Origin of the sequence: Paenibacillus sp. FSL R7-0312 (assembly GCF_038004445.1) — a bacterium.
Lineage (GTDB): Bacteria > Bacillota > Bacilli > Paenibacillales > Paenibacillaceae > Paenibacillus_AQ.
This window is the reverse complement of record NZ_JBBORE010000001.1, coordinates 3282022-3298946: the sequence shown is the minus strand read 5'-3', so window position 1 is coordinate 3298946 and position 16925 is coordinate 3282022. Positions and strand designations below refer to the sequence as shown.

The following is a 16925-nucleotide window of genomic DNA, read 5'->3' as shown; positions in this document are numbered from 1 at the left end:
AATCGTCTAGAATTGTTCCGGATTAAGAAGCGCGTAGGTCAGGTACACAAAAAGAGCGGCTATAAGGATTGCAAGTACCCACATCATCCTTGGTCACTTCCTTTGTCAACAGTTCCAGACGCCCATTGGCCCAGCCCTATCATCAGTAGGGTAAGGATTACTAGAGCAGCAATCATATATATATCCAGCATGTGAATGGCCCCCTTTAATTCATTTTCACTTATCCAGCAGAAAAGAAAGATTATCGCTGGTCGTTCGTATAACGTAATTCGCACCCAGTGCCTTATAGATCATTTGCGGGTACCGGTTCTTGGTAATGACGAAAATCGTACCTAACGTCCATTTCCGGAGAGTTTCAATAAGCCCGCAGCATTGACCCAGATCTTCTTCAAAAATATATACCTTGCTGAACTCATTCTCCGGAATGCTGATCAAGCACTTTTCTTTAATATCCACTTCAACAACATTTTTTACTCCCAATTCAAGCAGATGTTGTTTTTGTACAGGGCTACAGGACACCGCAGCAAAGCATTCACTTGTTCCTAGCGCCTGTATAAATTGATTCTCTGCCACATTAGGAGAGTACACTAACATCATGGCATCACTGCGACCCATACCATTCCCTTCTTTCTGAGATTAGCAGCACTGCACTGATAGCATATCCGCATAGTCAATCATTTTTTTCACGAGTTTCACCACAGTCCATCCCCCATACCTTCTTTCCTCTCTTTCAGCGACTGTTTATTCGCAAAATGCTTCGTTTTCATTCCTGTTTCAGCGTAACATTTCCAGCATTAGTTTAGGATTAGGGTTTAAATGAATGTATTAAGATCACCTTAAGAAGGATATTTCACGTTGAATAAAAAAAGCTATGCTCCCAAAAAGAGCATAGCTTTTTTTATGATATCCACCTTCTCAATAAAAGGCTTATTCATGAACATCTACCTCCTCAGCTTTCAGGGTGAAGGAAAAAACTGTACCATTCGGAACATTATCCTTGACACTAATATTACCCCCATGGGCATTTACAATCGATTTGCATAGGGAAAGACCCAGACCGAGTCCGCGGCGGCCATCTCCGCGTATATTATTTGCCGTGTAGAACATCTCAAATAACCTTGATTTATCTTCATCTGAAATACCGGGACCATCGTCAGAAACCTCCACCACAACCCACAGCTGGCTCCTCCTTACATGTATAGAGATCTGGGATCCCTCCTGGGTGTACTTGATTGCGTTATCCACAAGATTAATCAGCACCTGGACAATAAGCCGGGAGTCCATCCGGGCCATCATCAGTTCATCATCCAATAGGGTTCGAATGATATGCTTCTCACTGTTCCGGTTCACATGAAGCAGAGCCTCCGAAATGACCTCTTCCATTAATTCCGCCTGGAAATTCATGTTCAGCTTATCATTCTCCATCCGGCTAATGGACAGCAAGTTTTCCACCAGATTGATCAACCAAATGGAATCGTCATAAATATCGGAGTACAACCCTTTTTTCTGTTCTTCGTCCAGCACCCCTGCGTTTGCAACAAGAATTCCTGCATTGCCCGAGATGCTGGTAAGTGGAGTGCGGAGATCATGGGAGATTGAACGAAGCAGATTGGCCCGGAGATGCTCCTGCTGGATTTGCAGCGAGATCTCTTTTTGTATCTCATTCAGTCTTTCTTTCTCCAGCGCGAACGCGCACTCTCCAAGCATGGCAATCATCAGGCTTTTTTCAAAGACCTCCAGTGGCTCCTCCTCTTCCATGACGATGGCTGCTACTGCAAAAACAGTATCTCCTCCACGCACGGCATGGTATAGACAACTGGCACCAAAAAAAGTATCCGTGGTAGCTCCCGCACGTTTGTTGTTCTTAAATACCCATTCTGCAACTGCACGTTCATTGCTTCCTGTATAAGCCGCCGAATCGAATGCAGCTCCTCTCTTTGGAAATACCTGAGGTGCGGACAGCCCCTCCCGCTGAACCGGATAGAAGATAATCGTTCTGTCCAGGAGCTTCACCATCTGTTGCGCCATAGCATCAATAATCTCCTGTGAATCCTTCGTCTGCTGCAATTTCCGGCTTGTTTCCAAAAGCACCTCAGTACGATAGGCTTTTTGCGCGGATTGGCGTGCCTGTTCTCTAACACGCATGGTCAAAGTACTCATGATTAAGGAGGCGGACAGCATGACTAGAAATGTAATAGGGTATCCGGAATCATACGCAAGTAGAGAGTAATAGGGCTCTGTAAAAAAGTAATTAAATACAAGAACACTCATGACAGAGGAAATAACACTGTATACTCTGTCCTTAGTGACTAAAGCGCTTAATAAAACACCAAGAATGTACACCGTAATAATATTCGCTTCCCGAAACCCCAAATTTTTGAACCAGATACCAATGATCGTACAGACAGTCAGTATGGTAAGAACTTTGGCGGTGTCGACCAAGGAGAGCTTCGGATATTGGTTGTATAAAGGACGTTTTTTATAAAAAGTGGAATCGGTATACGGAATAATAAAAATCTCAATATTGGGGAGGAAGGCGGTTAATTTATCCACAACATTGGATTTTGCAAATCCCCTCTTTTTATTCGGAGAACGACCTAAGACAATTTTTGACACATAACTTGTTTTGGCATACTCCGCAATTTGCCCTGGAATATCCTCACCGTATACAGTGGCGATGTGTGCCCCCATTTGTTCGGCAAGTCTAATGTTTTCTCTCAGTTCTGTTTTATTCTTTTGAGTCAATTTTTGGGTTTCCGGTGTTTCAACAAACAGCGCTGTAAAATGACCGTGAAACGCCTCAGCCATTCTTGCTGCTGCCCGGATCACTTTTTTATTCGAAGCAGCAGAAGACAAGCAGACCAAAATATGATCTTTAATATCAAGCTCGCTTGTTTTCGTCTGCTCACTGATCTGCATCGCGATTCGGGTTAACTGGCTTGCTGTATTACGCAAAGCTATTTCACGAAGGGCGGTGAGCTTCTCTTTGGTAAATAAGCCGGCAATCCTAGGATCGTCCTGACGATACATGCTTGCCTTATTCAAGCGCTCAATTAAATCATCAGGTTCTATATCAACCAGTTCCACCTGATCTGCACTGTCAAACACACTATCCGGTATTCGCTCCTCAACCGGAATACCTGTAATGGAGTACACAATGTCTGCCAGGCTTTCAATCTGCTGGACGTTAATGGTGGTATATACATGGATTCCAGCGCGAAGAAGCTCCTCCACATCCTGATACCTTTTTTTGTGACGGCCTCCCGCCTCATTTACATGTGCCAGATTGTCCAATAAAACAAGTTCAGGGTTTCTCTGAAGGGCACGATCCAAATCAAATTCTGTGATGGTTGAATTATTGCTTGTACTATCCATGGAAGGCAAAACTTCCAATCCCTTCAATAGATTCAGGGTATCCTTACGGGCATGGTAATCAATATATCCAACAATAACATCCATCCCCTCTTTTTGATCTTCATGAGCCGCACTCAGCATAGTATATGTCTTGCCGACGCCGGGAGCGTAGCCAATAAAAATTTTCAATTTTCCCATGACCGCCATTGTAAGCCCGCTTTCCACTTTCATTTTTTCGAGATTTATTTGAAGTATATCATGGGCCATATCATGATCGTGTTATGACTTCACCCATTGCATTAAGATTGCATTAAGATAACTTATCCATACTATTCAGCAAATACTCTAACAATATGGAGTTTCTCGCTGCTCATCTCGGTGGACTCGCCAAGTTCACTCAGATCCTGGCCACGGTGTTCATGTTCTTCTTGTTTCTCTGCGGCCTCAATGCCCTCAAACAAAGCATGTACCTTTTCTTGGAATTTGGCCTTATGCTTACTAACCGCTTTGCCGCACACGAAGGTATAACGATTCGCGTTGGCCTCTATCTTGGTACCGTTCACAAAAAAATGCTCAAGAGAGATGTACTTTTCATCGGCCAGGAACTGAATAACCGCAGTGAATACGGTTTCGAGAACATCTTTCATCCGCTCGGAGGAATAGATACGCTGAGTGTAGGCATAAATGATAACTTGGTGAGCATTTTAGGGTGGTAGCTGTCACGGCCACCGCCGGGGTAGGCAGCGTCAAAGATGGTATCGTCAAGCCAATTAACGGTTGCGTTAACGAGCGCGATCGAGGTGGTTTTCTGGAACGTCTTCTTCCAAGTCCATTGGCAAGCAAAGTGGGTCCATGGACTATTGAATGTACAAGGAAATCGCTCCTTTTGGGATGGTTGGTGGTACTTCCATTTTATTAAAAAGGCGATTCCTTTTTTTGTATTTTTGTTGAAGTTGGTGTATTCGTACCCCGCTTAAACAGCGGAGAGGACGGAACGACCCGCGGAAAAGCGGAAGCGTTCGCCTTGGTCTCCGGATTTTCACCGCTAAGGGAAATGAAAAACCCTCAATTTTCATCGTGGAATTTACATGCATTCCGTTCGTAATGAGCAAGGCTACTACAACTCCAAGAATTGCGATCTAACTGATAATAAACGGCCATGGTTTGTTATAGGCTGATTTGCCCACTTTGTACAATAATGTAGACACTGTAATGGTTCCTTATTAAATCGAATAAACAAATCTAAGTCATCATTCCGTAATTAGGCTATCTACAGCGTAAAGCCGTGGTGCCTTTATGCCGTGCTTTCTGGCCTCTGATATAACTTCCTGTACGGCATAACCAACCTTAAAGTGGTTATGCTCCACAAGTGCATAGGGCATGCTTTTAGGTGAATAAATAATGTTACTCATAAGAAATCCAACAACACTCGGTGGTAGGGTGCTCACCACCCTTGTCAAAATATCAAGTTTTGATCCTTTTGCTTTCAAAATAGGGATCAATTCTTTCATATTACGACCTATTCCAGCGAGGGCTTCGGGTGAAGAAATGACTTTTTTAAAACTGCCACTTTTTAATACTTCGATTTCCATTGCAACGTTTAATGCGAAGTGATTCCAGAGCCAACTATGCGGATCCTTTTGAACCCTTATCTTGAAGCCTGCCTCAACAAAAAGCTTGCGAACCTCTAAATCTCTTTGGGTAGGCTCGGATTCAAATGTTCCAAACTGAACCGTCTTGTAAACACCACCGTAAAGAGTATTTCCTTCAAATCCGCCCCACCACCGGGGAAGCCAAAAACAATTTGATTGACCGGAATCGGCTGAATAGCGGATTGAGGATCTTGCCAACAGTTATTGAAAAACAGAACTGTTGCATTTCCAACTCGTGGAGCAAGGTACTCAACCACACTTGATACTTCTGGGCGTTTGGTTCAATCAGTGGATTAAGTATCAGAATAAAGAAAAAGAATTAGGCCTGGTTATATACTAAAGCCACTATTTATCTCTCTTTATTTTGAATTGATGATCAATTGTACATGCCCTTATTAGCGTAAAACTGGTAAGGGAGTTAATTTTAATGGGCATTGCTTATTGGATTTTTATAGTTTCAGTTATTATTGTTATTGGTGGATTAGTTGGTCTTAAAAAGCAGAGTAATTAGTAGGAGCTATAACAAACCCTACTAATTACTCTGCCGGTATGTTCGCCATCCTCCGCTGTGTTATCTCTTCGTACTGTGCAACAATCGTTAAGACTCTCGATGAAAAAGATTTATTAAGCTAATGGGCAGTTTAGATTTTTATGAAGAAAAGCGGTGTTTGTGGTATTATTTGTAATTATGGGTTATGAAATAAATGGATTTTTTCAAAATGGGGGAATCAAAATATGGAACGTAAAATTCAACTAATGGAAACCTACGTAAATATCGACCTTGGAAACTCACCCTTTTTAAAATTAGATAAAGGGTTGCAAATTCCATACTCTTCAATCATAGGAATAACAACAGGTAGACCGATACCAAATGCTTTTAAACTATATGGTGCTTTATTAGGAGGAATGAGAAATGGGTTATTTAGATCAAATGGTGGTTATCAACTGCACTTTTTTGAAAATGAGCTCGAAACTCTTCATTTAGATTTGAATAGCTTTAAAGTTGGTAAGTTCAAAATATCAAAGTTGATCATTGGTGTTGAAAATCCTGAAGAAATAAGTAAAAATATTTCCGAAAGAGTGAAGTGATAATTTGTTGATGAACTGTTCTTTCAACTAACAGAAACTTTAGTTCAACAATACAGCGACAGTGTATGACTCTAATTTCTAGTTCTGAGCAACCATCGATAAAAATTTTGGGCTAACGATTCCTCTCCCTCACTGCGCAGTTTGCGTCAACCATGAATCACACACAGTTTATAGAAAAATCTGTTTATAATCCTTGGAATCGAATTTCCCCGTTTCTCGATCTACAGCGACCAGGCCGATATCTGTATGAAAAAAACAATTCACCTCCTAACCAGTTAAGTTTTCGCACTCTAGTGCCCCTTCAGATAAACTTGATCTTATTTTGCTCGCGAGCCCATAAAAAGCAAAAAACCCTTACAGGGTAAGGGTTTCGTTGAAGTGGGCCCTACAGGACTCGAACCTGTGACCAATCGGTTATGAGCCGACCGCTCTAACCAACTGAGCTAAGGGCCCGGACTAGGATATCCGTATTTTACAAGTGCTGTCTGATGAAATAAAATTGGTTGCGGGGGCAGGATTTGAACCTGCGGCCTTCGGGTTATGAGCCCGACGAGCTACCGGGCTGCTCCACCCCGCGTCAGTAATCATATTCAAACAGCGACAATAGATAATATACAATATAAGCATGGATAAAGTCAAGGATGAATTTGGTTAATTTATTTATGGCAGAAAACGCACACCGTAGCGGCCCTTACGCGAACGGTAAATTTCCACAAAACGCGGATCATGATAGCCGTAGATCCAGCCGTCCTGCTCGAGTCTTTTGGCCAGACAACCCGCTTGAAATCTTGTCCTGAACAATTTTGCGAAGTATATCCAATTCATGATGCCCTTCTCCTTTTTCGTATTCATGTATGCTACTCTGATCATTATCATGCCCATTTTTTCATTAATAACAGGAAAAAAGTCCTGCGGAACGGTTGGCAAATTCTGCAACGCAATTCTGTGATTATTTTCCACCCAACAATTCAGAGGATAGTTGTATAATGTACAGGCCTGTTGATTCCCCATATTATGGGATGGATATAATTTCCAAAACCCCTTTGTTCCTGAGCAGACTAAGTTGAACCTGCCACTCCAGCGGAAGACTAAATATACGCCAATGCTGCATAAATTCCCAAAGGGTCAGTTGAGCAAAGGCAGGCACGTTGGGGTGGATTTCATCATAAACGCGTTTCAGAAGCACATAGACAGCAAGGGCCACAAACAATTGGCTGTATACCGCATTTTCGGTGGTTCCAAATAGACATGGCACGTTCAGATGCTGTTTAATCCAGCGGAAAAAGACTTCAATTTCCCAGCGTGCCTTGTAGATTTCAGCGATCACATGAGCGGACTCTTTTCTCAAATCGGTCACGACCCGTACGACTTCACCCCGGTCATTTTCAAATTCTACGACCCGGTGGCGCTGAGCAGATTGGCACTTCCCTTGACCGATATAACAAGTAATATCACGAACAATTTTCGTTTCTCCCTCTGCGGGTCGCTGGAGTTCTCTTGGCTTCACCAAATGGAGATTGTCTTTGAGCCGAATCACAAACGACTGGCCCTGGAGCACATATTGATCCAATCTGCTGATTTTTCCATACGCCCGATCCTGTACCAAAATGTAGTCCGTATCTGCCAAGACTTCTCCAAACGGAGCGTCATTGCGCTTCGCGATCGATTCCTTCACGTTCAGGGGTGAACGCTGGCCATGCGAAAGAGCAACATGCAGCTTAATACCCCCTCTGAATTTTTTGTACGAGGCCCAAGGCATTCGAGAGTTCGCTGCCGTGACCGTAGTCGAGTCAATCAGCAAAAGATCTTTAGGAAGATTCAAATGCCGCCGGGTTTGGCGGTTACATTTCGTGACGAGCAGTTGAAAGATACGTTTGAAGATTTCGTAAGGGACTTCACCGGCCTTGCCGGAAAGGGTGGAGTAATGAATTTCTGGCAAGTCAAAGCTTGGGCCTAAGCGGGCACTCTGCCGGAATCCGTCCCATTTGTGGTAGCAGGCTTGGACAAAGTAATCGAGCAGCAACCCGACGGTCATTTTGGTTCCTCTATCCACGTAGTCCTCGGTTTGTCCGGTCACCATTTGGACTTCTTCCGGTGTTAACACTTGTTTGAAAACGGCTAAAAATGGGGTATATTTATTCATGAGGTCGCCTCATTTCGGTTTGGTTTGGTCGTACTTACCATTACCCGAAATGGCGGCCTTTTTCGTCCCTTTTTTTGGGAAATCAACACGCCTATATAATGTACAATTAAAAACAGCGAAAAGGGATGCTTGCCTCTTATAACTGTAGTCTGTACAACTAATTCTGTCCGAATCAGGGAAAACCGTCTGAAACAGGAAGTTTAATTGCACGAAATACAACTAAACTCTTAAGCCCCCTAATCGAATTGGAGTCCTAAAGATGCATAAGGTACACTAATAGAGAAGGGGATGAGGACATGAAAAGTAACAAGTTGTACGATGAACAACGGATTAAAGTTGCCCAGGAAGCGATTAATGGGACGAAGCTCTCTTTCCTCGCCCGTAAATATTCAGTTTCTCCCAGCACGATTACGAACTGGGTGAAGTTCTACAAAGAACGATTTGGTGAGCAAGCGACACCTTCAGTTAACGAACGTATTGAAGATGCCAAACGTGTCCAAGAGTTAGAGACCAAAATGGACACTGCGATTAAACTGCTGGGCGAAAAGGATTTGGAGATCGAACTCCTGCGTGAACTGCTAAAAAAGACCAACCCCGCTTACAAGACAGACTTGAAATAGCCGATGAAAGCATTAAGCGGGGCTATGCGGTATCGGTGGTACTTCGGCTGGTGGGTGTGCTGGAATCGACCTACTATGCCCGCAAACAGCGTCAAAAGGAGAACACCAAATCTACGGTAAGCTTAGGGACAGCCGGAAGACCGATCCCAGCGTATTCGTTGACGAAAGACGGCCAGAAGGTCAGCGACGAGCAGATCGAAGAATGGCTTAGCGAACTCGTTGCAGGCGAGGAACACGGCTACGGTTACCGTAACTTAGCGCATGCCCTCTACATCCAGCATGACTTAATTCTGAACCACAAGAAGGCCTACCGGCTTTGTAAAAAGCTAGGGCTGCTCCAAAAGAAACCTGACAAGAAAGTGAGATATCCAAGACGGCTTGCCCAAAACCGCGTGGTTACCGGAGCCAACCAACTTTGGCAAATAGATATTAAGTACGGATACATTCATGGCTACGACCGCTTCTTTTTTATCTTTGACATGATTGATGTGTTTGACCGCTGTATTGTCGGCTACCACTTGGGTGCAAGTTGCAGTGCAAAGGAGATCTGCACGACCATTAAGCAGGCGTTGAAGGCCCGTATACAGCCTGGAGGGGCTAGGCCTATTCTTCGCTCAGACAATGGTCCTCAATTTCTCAGTCATGCTTTTGCAGAGATGTGTATGGACCCGGATGAACCTTTGATTCATGAACGGATTCCGCCTAAAACGCCGAATATGAATGCATATATTGAGTCCTTCCACAGCATTTTAGAACGAGATCTCTACAGCAAAATGTACTTTGAAACCTTTGAAGAAGCCTACGAGACTGTCACGGAGTACATTGAATTTTACAACGAACGCCGCTTTCACGGCAGTTTAAACCGATTGAGTCCTAACCAATACCATGCGGCATGGAGAGCAGGCCAAGTGGCAGAGGTAAACATCTCACTTTAAGAAACTGCAAGAACCAGAGATTTCAAGAGAATGACTCCATAATTAAGGGGCCGAACCGTAAACAATTAATTGGTTATAAATCAGACGATTTAGTTGTACAAAGTACACTTAATCATACCGGATCGGATATACCATAATTGGGTTACTACAAACCATTGGCAAACGATTCTCCAAAGTGGTTCTCACTTGTTTAAATCTGATGCTATCCTACTTGCCCTTCACACTTCGCTCCAGCCAGCCGTTGTCCAGATTGAACAAGACTGTGGGATCCTTGCGCATCGCGTTAAGCATATGGTTGCCCTGCTGCTCCCAGGCCTTGAGGGCATTCGCTACCGTCCGTTTGCCTTGAATGACTTCGCTGAACAGCATTTGTCCGGCCAGATTAATCTGATAAATATTAGGCATCTTGTAAGCCAGACTCTCCACATTAGCGTCCGTCAGCGGCACAGGCTTCAAATTGTAAAAAGGTTCAAGGCTTACTCCAGCCTTCTGTGAACGGTTGAAATCCATACGGGAGGTAAGCTGATAAGGATTGGCCGCCTTGATTCTGGCTACTTCGTTGCTGTTCACAAACTTGATCAACTCCCAGGCATCCTCTTCATTCTGCGCGGTACTGCTGATGGCCAGCAGCTGATCCAGTCCAGCACCGACGGCCACGCCCGGCTTCTCGGCAAACGTAGGTACGGCGGCGATTCCCCAATCCACATGTCTGAAATTAATGTTCTTAATCAGGAGCGCATTGCGGTCCGCGGAAGCCAGCTCGTTGATATAACCATATTCTCCGATGACCATTGCCGCTTTGCCCGTCAGAAACCAGTCACCCAGAAACGGGTTAAATCCGGTCTCTGCAGGTTCGGCAACAGCTGCGGCTGCGGCTTCAATATCATCCGGGCCGGGGATAATCTTCTTCTGAATCAGATTGCTGAAGGTAGTCCAGCCTTTACTCCACAGCGCATTGTTCACTGTCATTGCCCTGCCTTGGTTATCGTACATAGCAGCTTGCAGAGGAGAGAGATACGCCTGCATATCCGCGAACGGATCGCCGGCATAACGGCTCCTTGAGAAGCCATATATCCGCTCATCCATCTGCTTGGAGGTCTTCGTCACCATACCTGCAAGCTTGAAGAATTCATCCCAGGTCATCCCGTCCGTTGGATAATTCACTCCGGCAGCATCGAATATCCCTTTATTATAGAAAACTACACTTGCGTTGAAAGTAGGTGCCAGCGCAAACAGGTGGCCCCGGCCAAGCTGACGTACACCATACAGCATCGTCGGTGCCATATTGCTGATATCATAGCCGTCACGGTCAATCAGCGGCTGCAGAGGCTCAAGCATGTTCTGGGCTGCCAGACTCCTGATCAGGCTGCTGTCTCCTATGACCACATCTACCGGATTACTGCCAAGCATGATGTCACGCATATGCCCCAATGCTTCCGGTCCTTCCACCATGTACGTGTTGGTGAAGCGGAACTGCTCCTGATCCACCGCCGGAACAAACTCCAGCTTCACGTCCGGATGCGTGAACTCATAGAGGTCAGTCAGATTTTGGCGCAGATAGGTATCATCGCTGCTACTCCACAGACTGCCGATCCGCAGGACCCGCTGTCCGTCCGATGGCTGCGTCACCACGGATGCCGTCAAGGGTTTGGCCGAAGTGGCAGAGCTGACAGGGGCTGCCGCCGCTTCAGCCGAAATAACAGGCAGCAGTACCGCCGTACAGAGTGCCAGCGGAAGCCCGCGCCTGAGCAGAAGATGAATCGTTGATTTAGCCATATTTATAGCCCCCTAATGAAATATCATACACCTGGACAACCGGCAGAGCATTCCTTTATTTAGCATTATATAGCCTAATTCGAATATCGGAAGTGACATCCCGTTTAAACTAAAAAGACAGTTTGTTCACCTTGGCACAGACTGCTTTTGACTAACGCAAAAAAGAAGCCCTGCTGTACCTGTGAAGGCACGGGGCTTCTTGCTGTATTTCTGGCCTGCTTCCGGGCGGCGGCTGTTGTCGCATGAATTTCCCGATTCATCCGCCTTCTATGGTAGAGATCCGTTATCATTACACAAAATCCTGCCCAAAATACAACATTTCCCTCATCCTATCGGCCCAAATCGAAGATTGTTGTAGAAAATGCAGCATTTCCTCTTCACCAAGCAGCTTAACGGGAATATTCTTGTATTTCATACAACAATCCTCCTGAACACCTGGCTATCCATGAGTCAAAGTTGTAAAACGTACAATATTTGTGTCCACACCGCTCAATAAGAAAACTCCAATGGGCAAGTAACAAATCAAGTGTGAGGAATAACAGTATTCAGCCGTCCTGAACCTGCTGACAGCCCACGAATCCCGCTTATACGCCGAACGCTGCAGGATCTTTGCGCCACGATTGCAGCAGCGCTACATCCGAATCGGCGATCGTGCCTTGAGCTAGCGCCACATCAATGAGTGTGCTGTAGTTGGACAGGCTTTGCAGCGGGATATCCGCAGCGGCGAAGGCATCTACGGCGCGGTCCAGCTCGTAGCTGAAGATGGCCAGTACGGCCAGCGGTACGCCGCCCGCTTCCTGCACAGCCTGCGCGGCCTTGATCGAGCTGCCGCCGGTGGAGATCAGATCCTCGATCACGATCACCTTCTGGCCGGGAGCGATCAGTCCTTCGATCTGGTTCTGCTTGCCGTGGCCTTTGGCCTTATCACGGATATAAGCCATCGGCAGACCGAGCTTATCGGCGACCCAGGCCGCGTGCGGAATTCCGGCGGTTGCAGTTCCGGCAATCACTTCAGCATCCGGATAGCTGCCTCTGATCAGCTCTGCGAAGGCGTTGGCAATGTAGCTCCGGACAACCGGGAAAGACAGGGTCAGGCGGTTATCGCAATAGATCGGCGATTTGATGCCGGACGTCCAGGTGAACGGCTCCTGCGGACGCAGGGCTACCGCTCCAATCTCCAGCAGATAACGTGCAACTTGTTCACTTTTATTCTCTAATGGGCTCATACTTCGCTCATCTCCTCAATAATGGTAAGTGCTGCGGCGCGCGGATCTGCCGCCGCTGTAATCGGCCGGCCCACTACCAGGTAGTGGCTGCCCTGCCGTATAGCTTGTCCCGGCGTCATAACCCGGGACTGATCGTCCAGCGAGGCACCGGCAGGCCGGATACCCGGGGTCACTGTGCGGAAATCCGGTCCGCAGGCTGCTGCGATCACCGCTGATTCCTGCGGCGATGCCACCACGCCATGCAGCCCGGCTTCTGCCGCAAGCATGGCGTAACGTACTACGGTGTCCGTCACCGTACCGTTGATGCCGATTTCGCTGTTCATAACCTCCTGGCTGGTGCTGGTCAGCTGGGTCACCGCAATAATGAGCGGAATATGCAGCGACGGATGCAGGCTGACGGCCTTGGCGGCACCTTCCAGTGCAGCAGACATCATGGCAGCTCCTCCGGCGGCATGCACGTTGAACATATCAACGCCCAGCATGGTTAGGCTCTCAGCCCCCCCCCGTACGGTGTTCGGGATATCATGCATTTTGACGTCCAGGAAGACCGAATAGCCGCGTTCCTTCAGCTCCCGGATGAAGTCCGGCCCGGCAGCATAGAACAGCTGCATGCCGACCTTCATATAGCAGGGGATACCTGTGAGCTGTTCCATTAGAACCCTAGCCTGTGCTGCGTCCGGATAGTCCAGGGCAACCATCAGCCGTCCGGCCATTTCATTACGCTTTTCTACTTGTCCGATGTTCTCATGTTCATGTTGCTGCTGTGCTGCGGTCCCATCCATTTGCCAGCCTTCTTTCTTTGTTCAAGTGATAACAAGCTCTGCAAGGTCCCGGGCATAGGTGAACGGCTTGCGCTAACGCAAACCGTTCCTATAGCAGCCTGTAGCGGCTGCCCTCACCCTATATGTTATTGTCCGACAAAAGCAGGCATCGACTGTGAAGAGAAGTTAATCGTCTGCAGCATTCTCAGCAGTGCGGTTACGGTATCCAGCGAAGTCATACATACAACGCCGTTCTCTACTGCTTCCCGGCGGATACGGAACCCGTCACGCTCAGGCGTCTTGCCTTTGGTCAGTGTATTGAAGACGAAGTTCGCCTGACCGCCGCGGATCAGATCCAGAATGGTCGGCTCACCTTCATCCAGCTTGTTAACGTTCATCACGTTCAGCCCGGCCTGCTCAAGTGCCGCTGCTGTACCGCCGGTAGCGATGATTTTGTAGCCCATGGCATGGAAGCCCTTCATCAGCTCAACCGCTTCAGCCTTGTCTTTGTCTGCAACGGTAACGATGATTGCTCCGGTAGCTGGAATCTTCATTCCTGCGCCGATCAGCCCTTTGTACAGCGCTTTGGCATACAGCTTGTCGCGGCCCATAACTTCGCCGGTCGATTTCATTTCCGGTCCAAGAGTCGGTTCCACTCTGCGCAGCTTGGCAAAAGAGAACACAGGTACTTTTACAGAAACGTAGTCGCTTTCCGGCCACAGCCCTTCTGTATACCCGTCTTCCTTCAGCTTGCCGCCGAGGATGATTTTGGTTGCCAGATTAGCCATTGGAATGCCTGTCACCTTGCTCAGGAAAGGAACCGTACGCGAAGAGCGCGGGTTAACCTCGATCACATACACTTCGTTCTGATAGATGACAAACTGGATGTTAACCAGTCCGATCGTCTTCAGTTCCTTAGCGATCTTGATCGTGATCTCAGAGATCTTCTGCTTCAGGCCTTCATCCAGGTATTGCGGCGGATAGACGGCGATGGAGTCACCGGAGTGAACCCCTGCGCGTTCTACATGCTCCATAATTCCCGGAATCACTACGGTCTCGCCATCGCAGATCGCGTCGACTTCAACCTCTTTGCCCAGCATGTAACGGTCGATCAGCACCGGATGCTCCGGATTAACCTTCACCGCTTCAACCATGTAGCTCAGCAGCTCTGTATCGTTGTAGACAATCTCCATCGCACGGCCGCCGAGGACATAAGATGGACGAACCAGCACCGGATAGCCCAGCGCCTGGGCTGTTTCAACGGCTTCGTCAATGTTGATAACCGTTTTGCCTTTTGGCTGTGCGATATCCAGACGGGCCAGAAGCGCTTCGAATTTCTTGCGGTTCTCCGCTTCATCGATACTCTCCAGGCTGGTGCCCAGAATGTTCACACCAGCTGCGGCGAGTGGCGCAGCCAGGTTGATGGCTGTCTGTCCACCGAACTGTACGATAACCCCGATCGGATTCTCCTGGGCGATCACGTTCATCACATCCTCGAAGAATAGCGGTTCAAAGTACAGGCGGTCTGATGTATTGAAATCCGTCGACACCGTCTCTGGATTATTATTGATAATGACGGCTTCATAGCCGGCTTTCTGGATCGCCCATACTGCATGCACGGTAGAGTAGTCGAACTCGATACCCTGGCCGATACGGATAGGACCGGAGCCGAGCACGATAACCTTCTGTTTATCGGAATGAATCACTTCATTCTCGGTCTCATAGGTCGAGTAGTAGTATGGCGTTGAAGCTTCGAATTCGGCGGCGCAGGTATCGACCATTTTGAATACCGGAACCAGACCCTGCTGCAGACGCAGCACGCGTACTTCGGATTCCTTGGTGAATGCCCCGCCCGGACGCCCTTCGGCACGGATCTCGGCAATCGCCCGGTCGGTGAAGCCCTTGCGCTTGGCCTGATAGAGAATTTCTGCGGACAAGGTTTCTTCCGCGCGGATCTCGTCCTCGAAGCTCACGAGGCCTTCGATCTTGGACAGGAACCACCAGTCAATATTCGTCATATCCTGAATATCCTGCAGCCCGTAGCCGCGGCGGAACGCTTCTGCGATCAGGAACAGGCGCTCATCATCCGCTTTGGCGAGTCTATTACGCAGTACACTGTCTTCAAGCAGCTCTGCGCCAGGCAGACGGAAACGGTGCACACCGATCTCCAGCGACCGGATCGCCTTGTGAATCGACTCTTCGAAGGTACGCCCGATGGCCATCACTTCTCCGGTTGCCTTCATCTGGGTACCCAGCTTACGGTTCGCAGAGATGAACTTATCGAACGGCCAGCGCGGGATTTTGCTGACGATATAATCCAGTGTCGGCTCGAAGCAGGCATAGGTCTGTCCGGTAACCGGATTGACGATTTCATCGAGCGTGTAGCCGAGGGCGATTTTGGCAGCCATCTTGGCAATCGGATACCCGGTCGCCTTCGACGCCAGCGCCGACGAGCGGCTTACGCGCGGATTCACTTCAATGACATAGTATTGATAGCTCTGCGGGTCCAGTGCGAACTGCACGTTACAGCCGCCTTCGATATTCAGCGCGCGGATAATCTTCAGTGAAGCGCTGCGCAGCATCTGGTACTCACGGTCAGACAACGTCTGGCTTGGCGCCACTACGATACTGTCGCCTGTATGTACGCCAACCGGATCAAAGTTCTCCATGTTGCAGACTACAATACAGTTGTCGTTCTTATCACGCATCACTTCATATTCGACTTCCTTCATGCCGGCGATGCTCTTCTCCACCAGACATTGGCCGATCGGGCTGTAACGGATACCTGCTTTGACGGTTTCGCGCAGCTCTTCCTCATTGTCACAGATCCCGCCGCCTGTTCCGCCTAGCGTGTAGGCCGGACGGACGATCAGCGGATAGCCGATGCCGGCGGCGAAGCCCATCGCTTCTTCCACACTTGTGATGATGGCACTCTCAGGAACAGGCTGATCCAGCTCACGCATCAGCTCGCGGAACAAGTCGCGGTCTTCTGCTTTCTCGATGGATTCCAGCTGTGTACCCAGAAGCTTCACATTCTCGGATTTCAGTACGCCTGCACGGGCCAGCTCCACTGCCATGTTGAGGCCAGTCTGTCCGCCCAGTGTCGGCAGCAGTCCGTCCGGACGCTCCTGACGGATAATCGCCGTTACGAATTCCAGTGTGATCGGTTCAATATATACTTTGTCAGCCATATTGGTATCGGTCATGATCGTAGCCGGGTTGCTGTTAATCAGCACAACCTCTACGCCTTCTTCTTTGAGCGCCTGGCAGGCTTGTGTGCCCGCATAGTCAAACTCGGCGGCTTGGCCGATGACAATCGGACCGGAGCCGATAACCAGAATTTTTTTGAGTTTATCGTTCTTAGGCATG

Annotated in this window: 14 protein-coding genes, 2 tRNA genes and 1 pseudogene; 3 read left to right on the top strand and 14 right to left on the bottom strand. The window is 47.8% G+C overall.

Annotation, left to right across the window (positions count from 1 at the left end):
• Positions 1 to 6 precede the first annotated feature (6 nt).
• The 5 genes and pseudogenes from kdpF to MKX70_RS14375 all read right to left on the bottom strand — a co-directional run bounded on the left by kdpF (position 7) and on the right by MKX70_RS14375 (position 5204).
• Entirely contained in the window at positions 7 to 84 is a 78-nt protein-coding gene (kdpF, locus tag MKX70_RS33425) for a K(+)-transporting ATPase subunit F (RefSeq protein ID WP_445253833.1), read from the bottom strand.
• A gap of 132 nt (positions 85 to 216) precedes the next feature.
• Positions 217 to 615: a hypothetical protein gene (locus tag MKX70_RS14390; RefSeq protein WP_042238468.1), complete on the bottom strand. Its 399-nt coding sequence runs from the start codon at positions 613 to 615 to the stop codon at positions 217 to 219.
• 312 nt (positions 616 to 927) lie between these two features.
• Positions 928 to 3561, bottom strand: coding sequence for a sensor histidine kinase KdpD (locus MKX70_RS14385; RefSeq protein ID WP_340783729.1), 2634 nt, complete (start codon positions 3559 to 3561; stop codon positions 928 to 930).
• Positions 3562 to 3710: 149 nt separating this feature from the next.
• Positions 3711 to 4208: pseudogene (locus tag MKX70_RS33420) on the bottom strand (transposase); the annotation flags it as partial.
• Between the two features lie 396 nt (positions 4209 to 4604).
• Positions 4605 to 5204, bottom strand: coding sequence for a ketopantoate reductase family protein (locus MKX70_RS14375; protein ID WP_340840209.1), 600 nt, complete (start codon positions 5202 to 5204; stop codon positions 4605 to 4607).
• 537 nt (positions 5205 to 5741) lie between these two features.
• Between MKX70_RS14375 and MKX70_RS14370 the strand changes: the two genes are divergently transcribed.
• Positions 5742 to 6095, top strand: coding sequence for a hypothetical protein (locus MKX70_RS14370; RefSeq protein WP_042238470.1), 354 nt, complete (start codon positions 5742 to 5744; stop codon positions 6093 to 6095).
• A gap of 379 nt (positions 6096 to 6474) precedes the next feature.
• On the opposite strand, the gene MKX70_RS14365 is transcribed toward MKX70_RS14370, so the two are convergent.
• The 4 genes from MKX70_RS14365 to MKX70_RS14350 form a co-directional block, all read right to left on the bottom strand.
• Positions 6475 to 6548: transfer RNA gene (locus MKX70_RS14365), tRNA-Ile, on the bottom strand.
• A 47-nt stretch (positions 6549 to 6595) separates the two neighbouring features.
• Positions 6596 to 6672: transfer RNA gene (locus MKX70_RS14360), tRNA-Met, on the bottom strand.
• 83 nt (positions 6673 to 6755) lie between these two features.
• On the bottom strand, positions 6756 to 6920 hold the full coding sequence (locus MKX70_RS14355) for a hypothetical protein (protein ID WP_019909365.1): 165 nt from the start codon (positions 6918 to 6920) through the stop codon (positions 6756 to 6758).
• A 187-nt stretch (positions 6921 to 7107) separates the two neighbouring features.
• Positions 7108 to 8238: an IS4 family transposase gene (locus MKX70_RS14350; RefSeq protein ID WP_340840208.1), complete on the bottom strand. Its 1131-nt coding sequence runs from the start codon at positions 8236 to 8238 to the stop codon at positions 7108 to 7110.
• A 296-nt stretch (positions 8239 to 8534) separates the two neighbouring features.
• Between MKX70_RS14350 and MKX70_RS14345 the strand changes: the two genes are divergently transcribed.
• Together MKX70_RS14345 and MKX70_RS14340 are read left to right on the top strand one after the other, a co-directional pair.
• A complete protein-coding gene (locus MKX70_RS14345) occupies positions 8535 to 8858 on the top strand; it encodes a transposase (protein WP_042236251.1) in 324 nt (107 codons plus the stop codon).
• A 35-nt stretch (positions 8859 to 8893) separates the two neighbouring features.
• Positions 8894 to 9793: an IS3 family transposase gene (locus MKX70_RS14340; protein WP_052416376.1), complete on the top strand. Its 900-nt coding sequence runs from the start codon at positions 8894 to 8896 to the stop codon at positions 9791 to 9793.
• A gap of 207 nt (positions 9794 to 10000) precedes the next feature.
• Here the strand turns inward: MKX70_RS14340 and MKX70_RS14335 are convergent, their stop codons facing one another.
• From MKX70_RS14335 to carB, 5 genes are all read right to left on the bottom strand, one after another.
• Entirely contained in the window at positions 10001 to 11569 is a 1569-nt protein-coding gene (locus MKX70_RS14335; protein ID WP_052416660.1) for an extracellular solute-binding protein, read from the bottom strand.
• 289 nt (positions 11570 to 11858) lie between these two features.
• A complete protein-coding gene (locus MKX70_RS14330; RefSeq protein ID WP_269322075.1) occupies positions 11859 to 11984 on the bottom strand; it encodes a hypothetical protein in 126 nt (41 codons plus the stop codon).
• Positions 11985 to 12153: 169 nt separating this feature from the next.
• On the bottom strand, positions 12154 to 12795 hold the full coding sequence (pyrE, locus tag MKX70_RS14325) for an orotate phosphoribosyltransferase (protein ID WP_042238472.1): 642 nt from the start codon (positions 12793 to 12795) through the stop codon (positions 12154 to 12156).
• Entirely contained in the window at positions 12792 to 13508 is a 717-nt protein-coding gene (gene pyrF, locus MKX70_RS14320; RefSeq protein ID WP_042243167.1) for an orotidine-5'-phosphate decarboxylase, read from the bottom strand. The genes pyrE and pyrF overlap by 4 nt, the downstream gene beginning before the upstream one ends.
• Before the next feature lie 194 nt (positions 13509 to 13702).
• The gene (gene carB / locus MKX70_RS14315) at positions 13703 to 16924 is read right to left on the bottom strand and encodes a carbamoyl-phosphate synthase large subunit (RefSeq protein WP_042238473.1); all 3222 of its coding nucleotides are present in this window, start codon (positions 16922 to 16924) and stop codon (positions 13703 to 13705) included.
• Position 16925 lies beyond the last annotated feature (1 nt).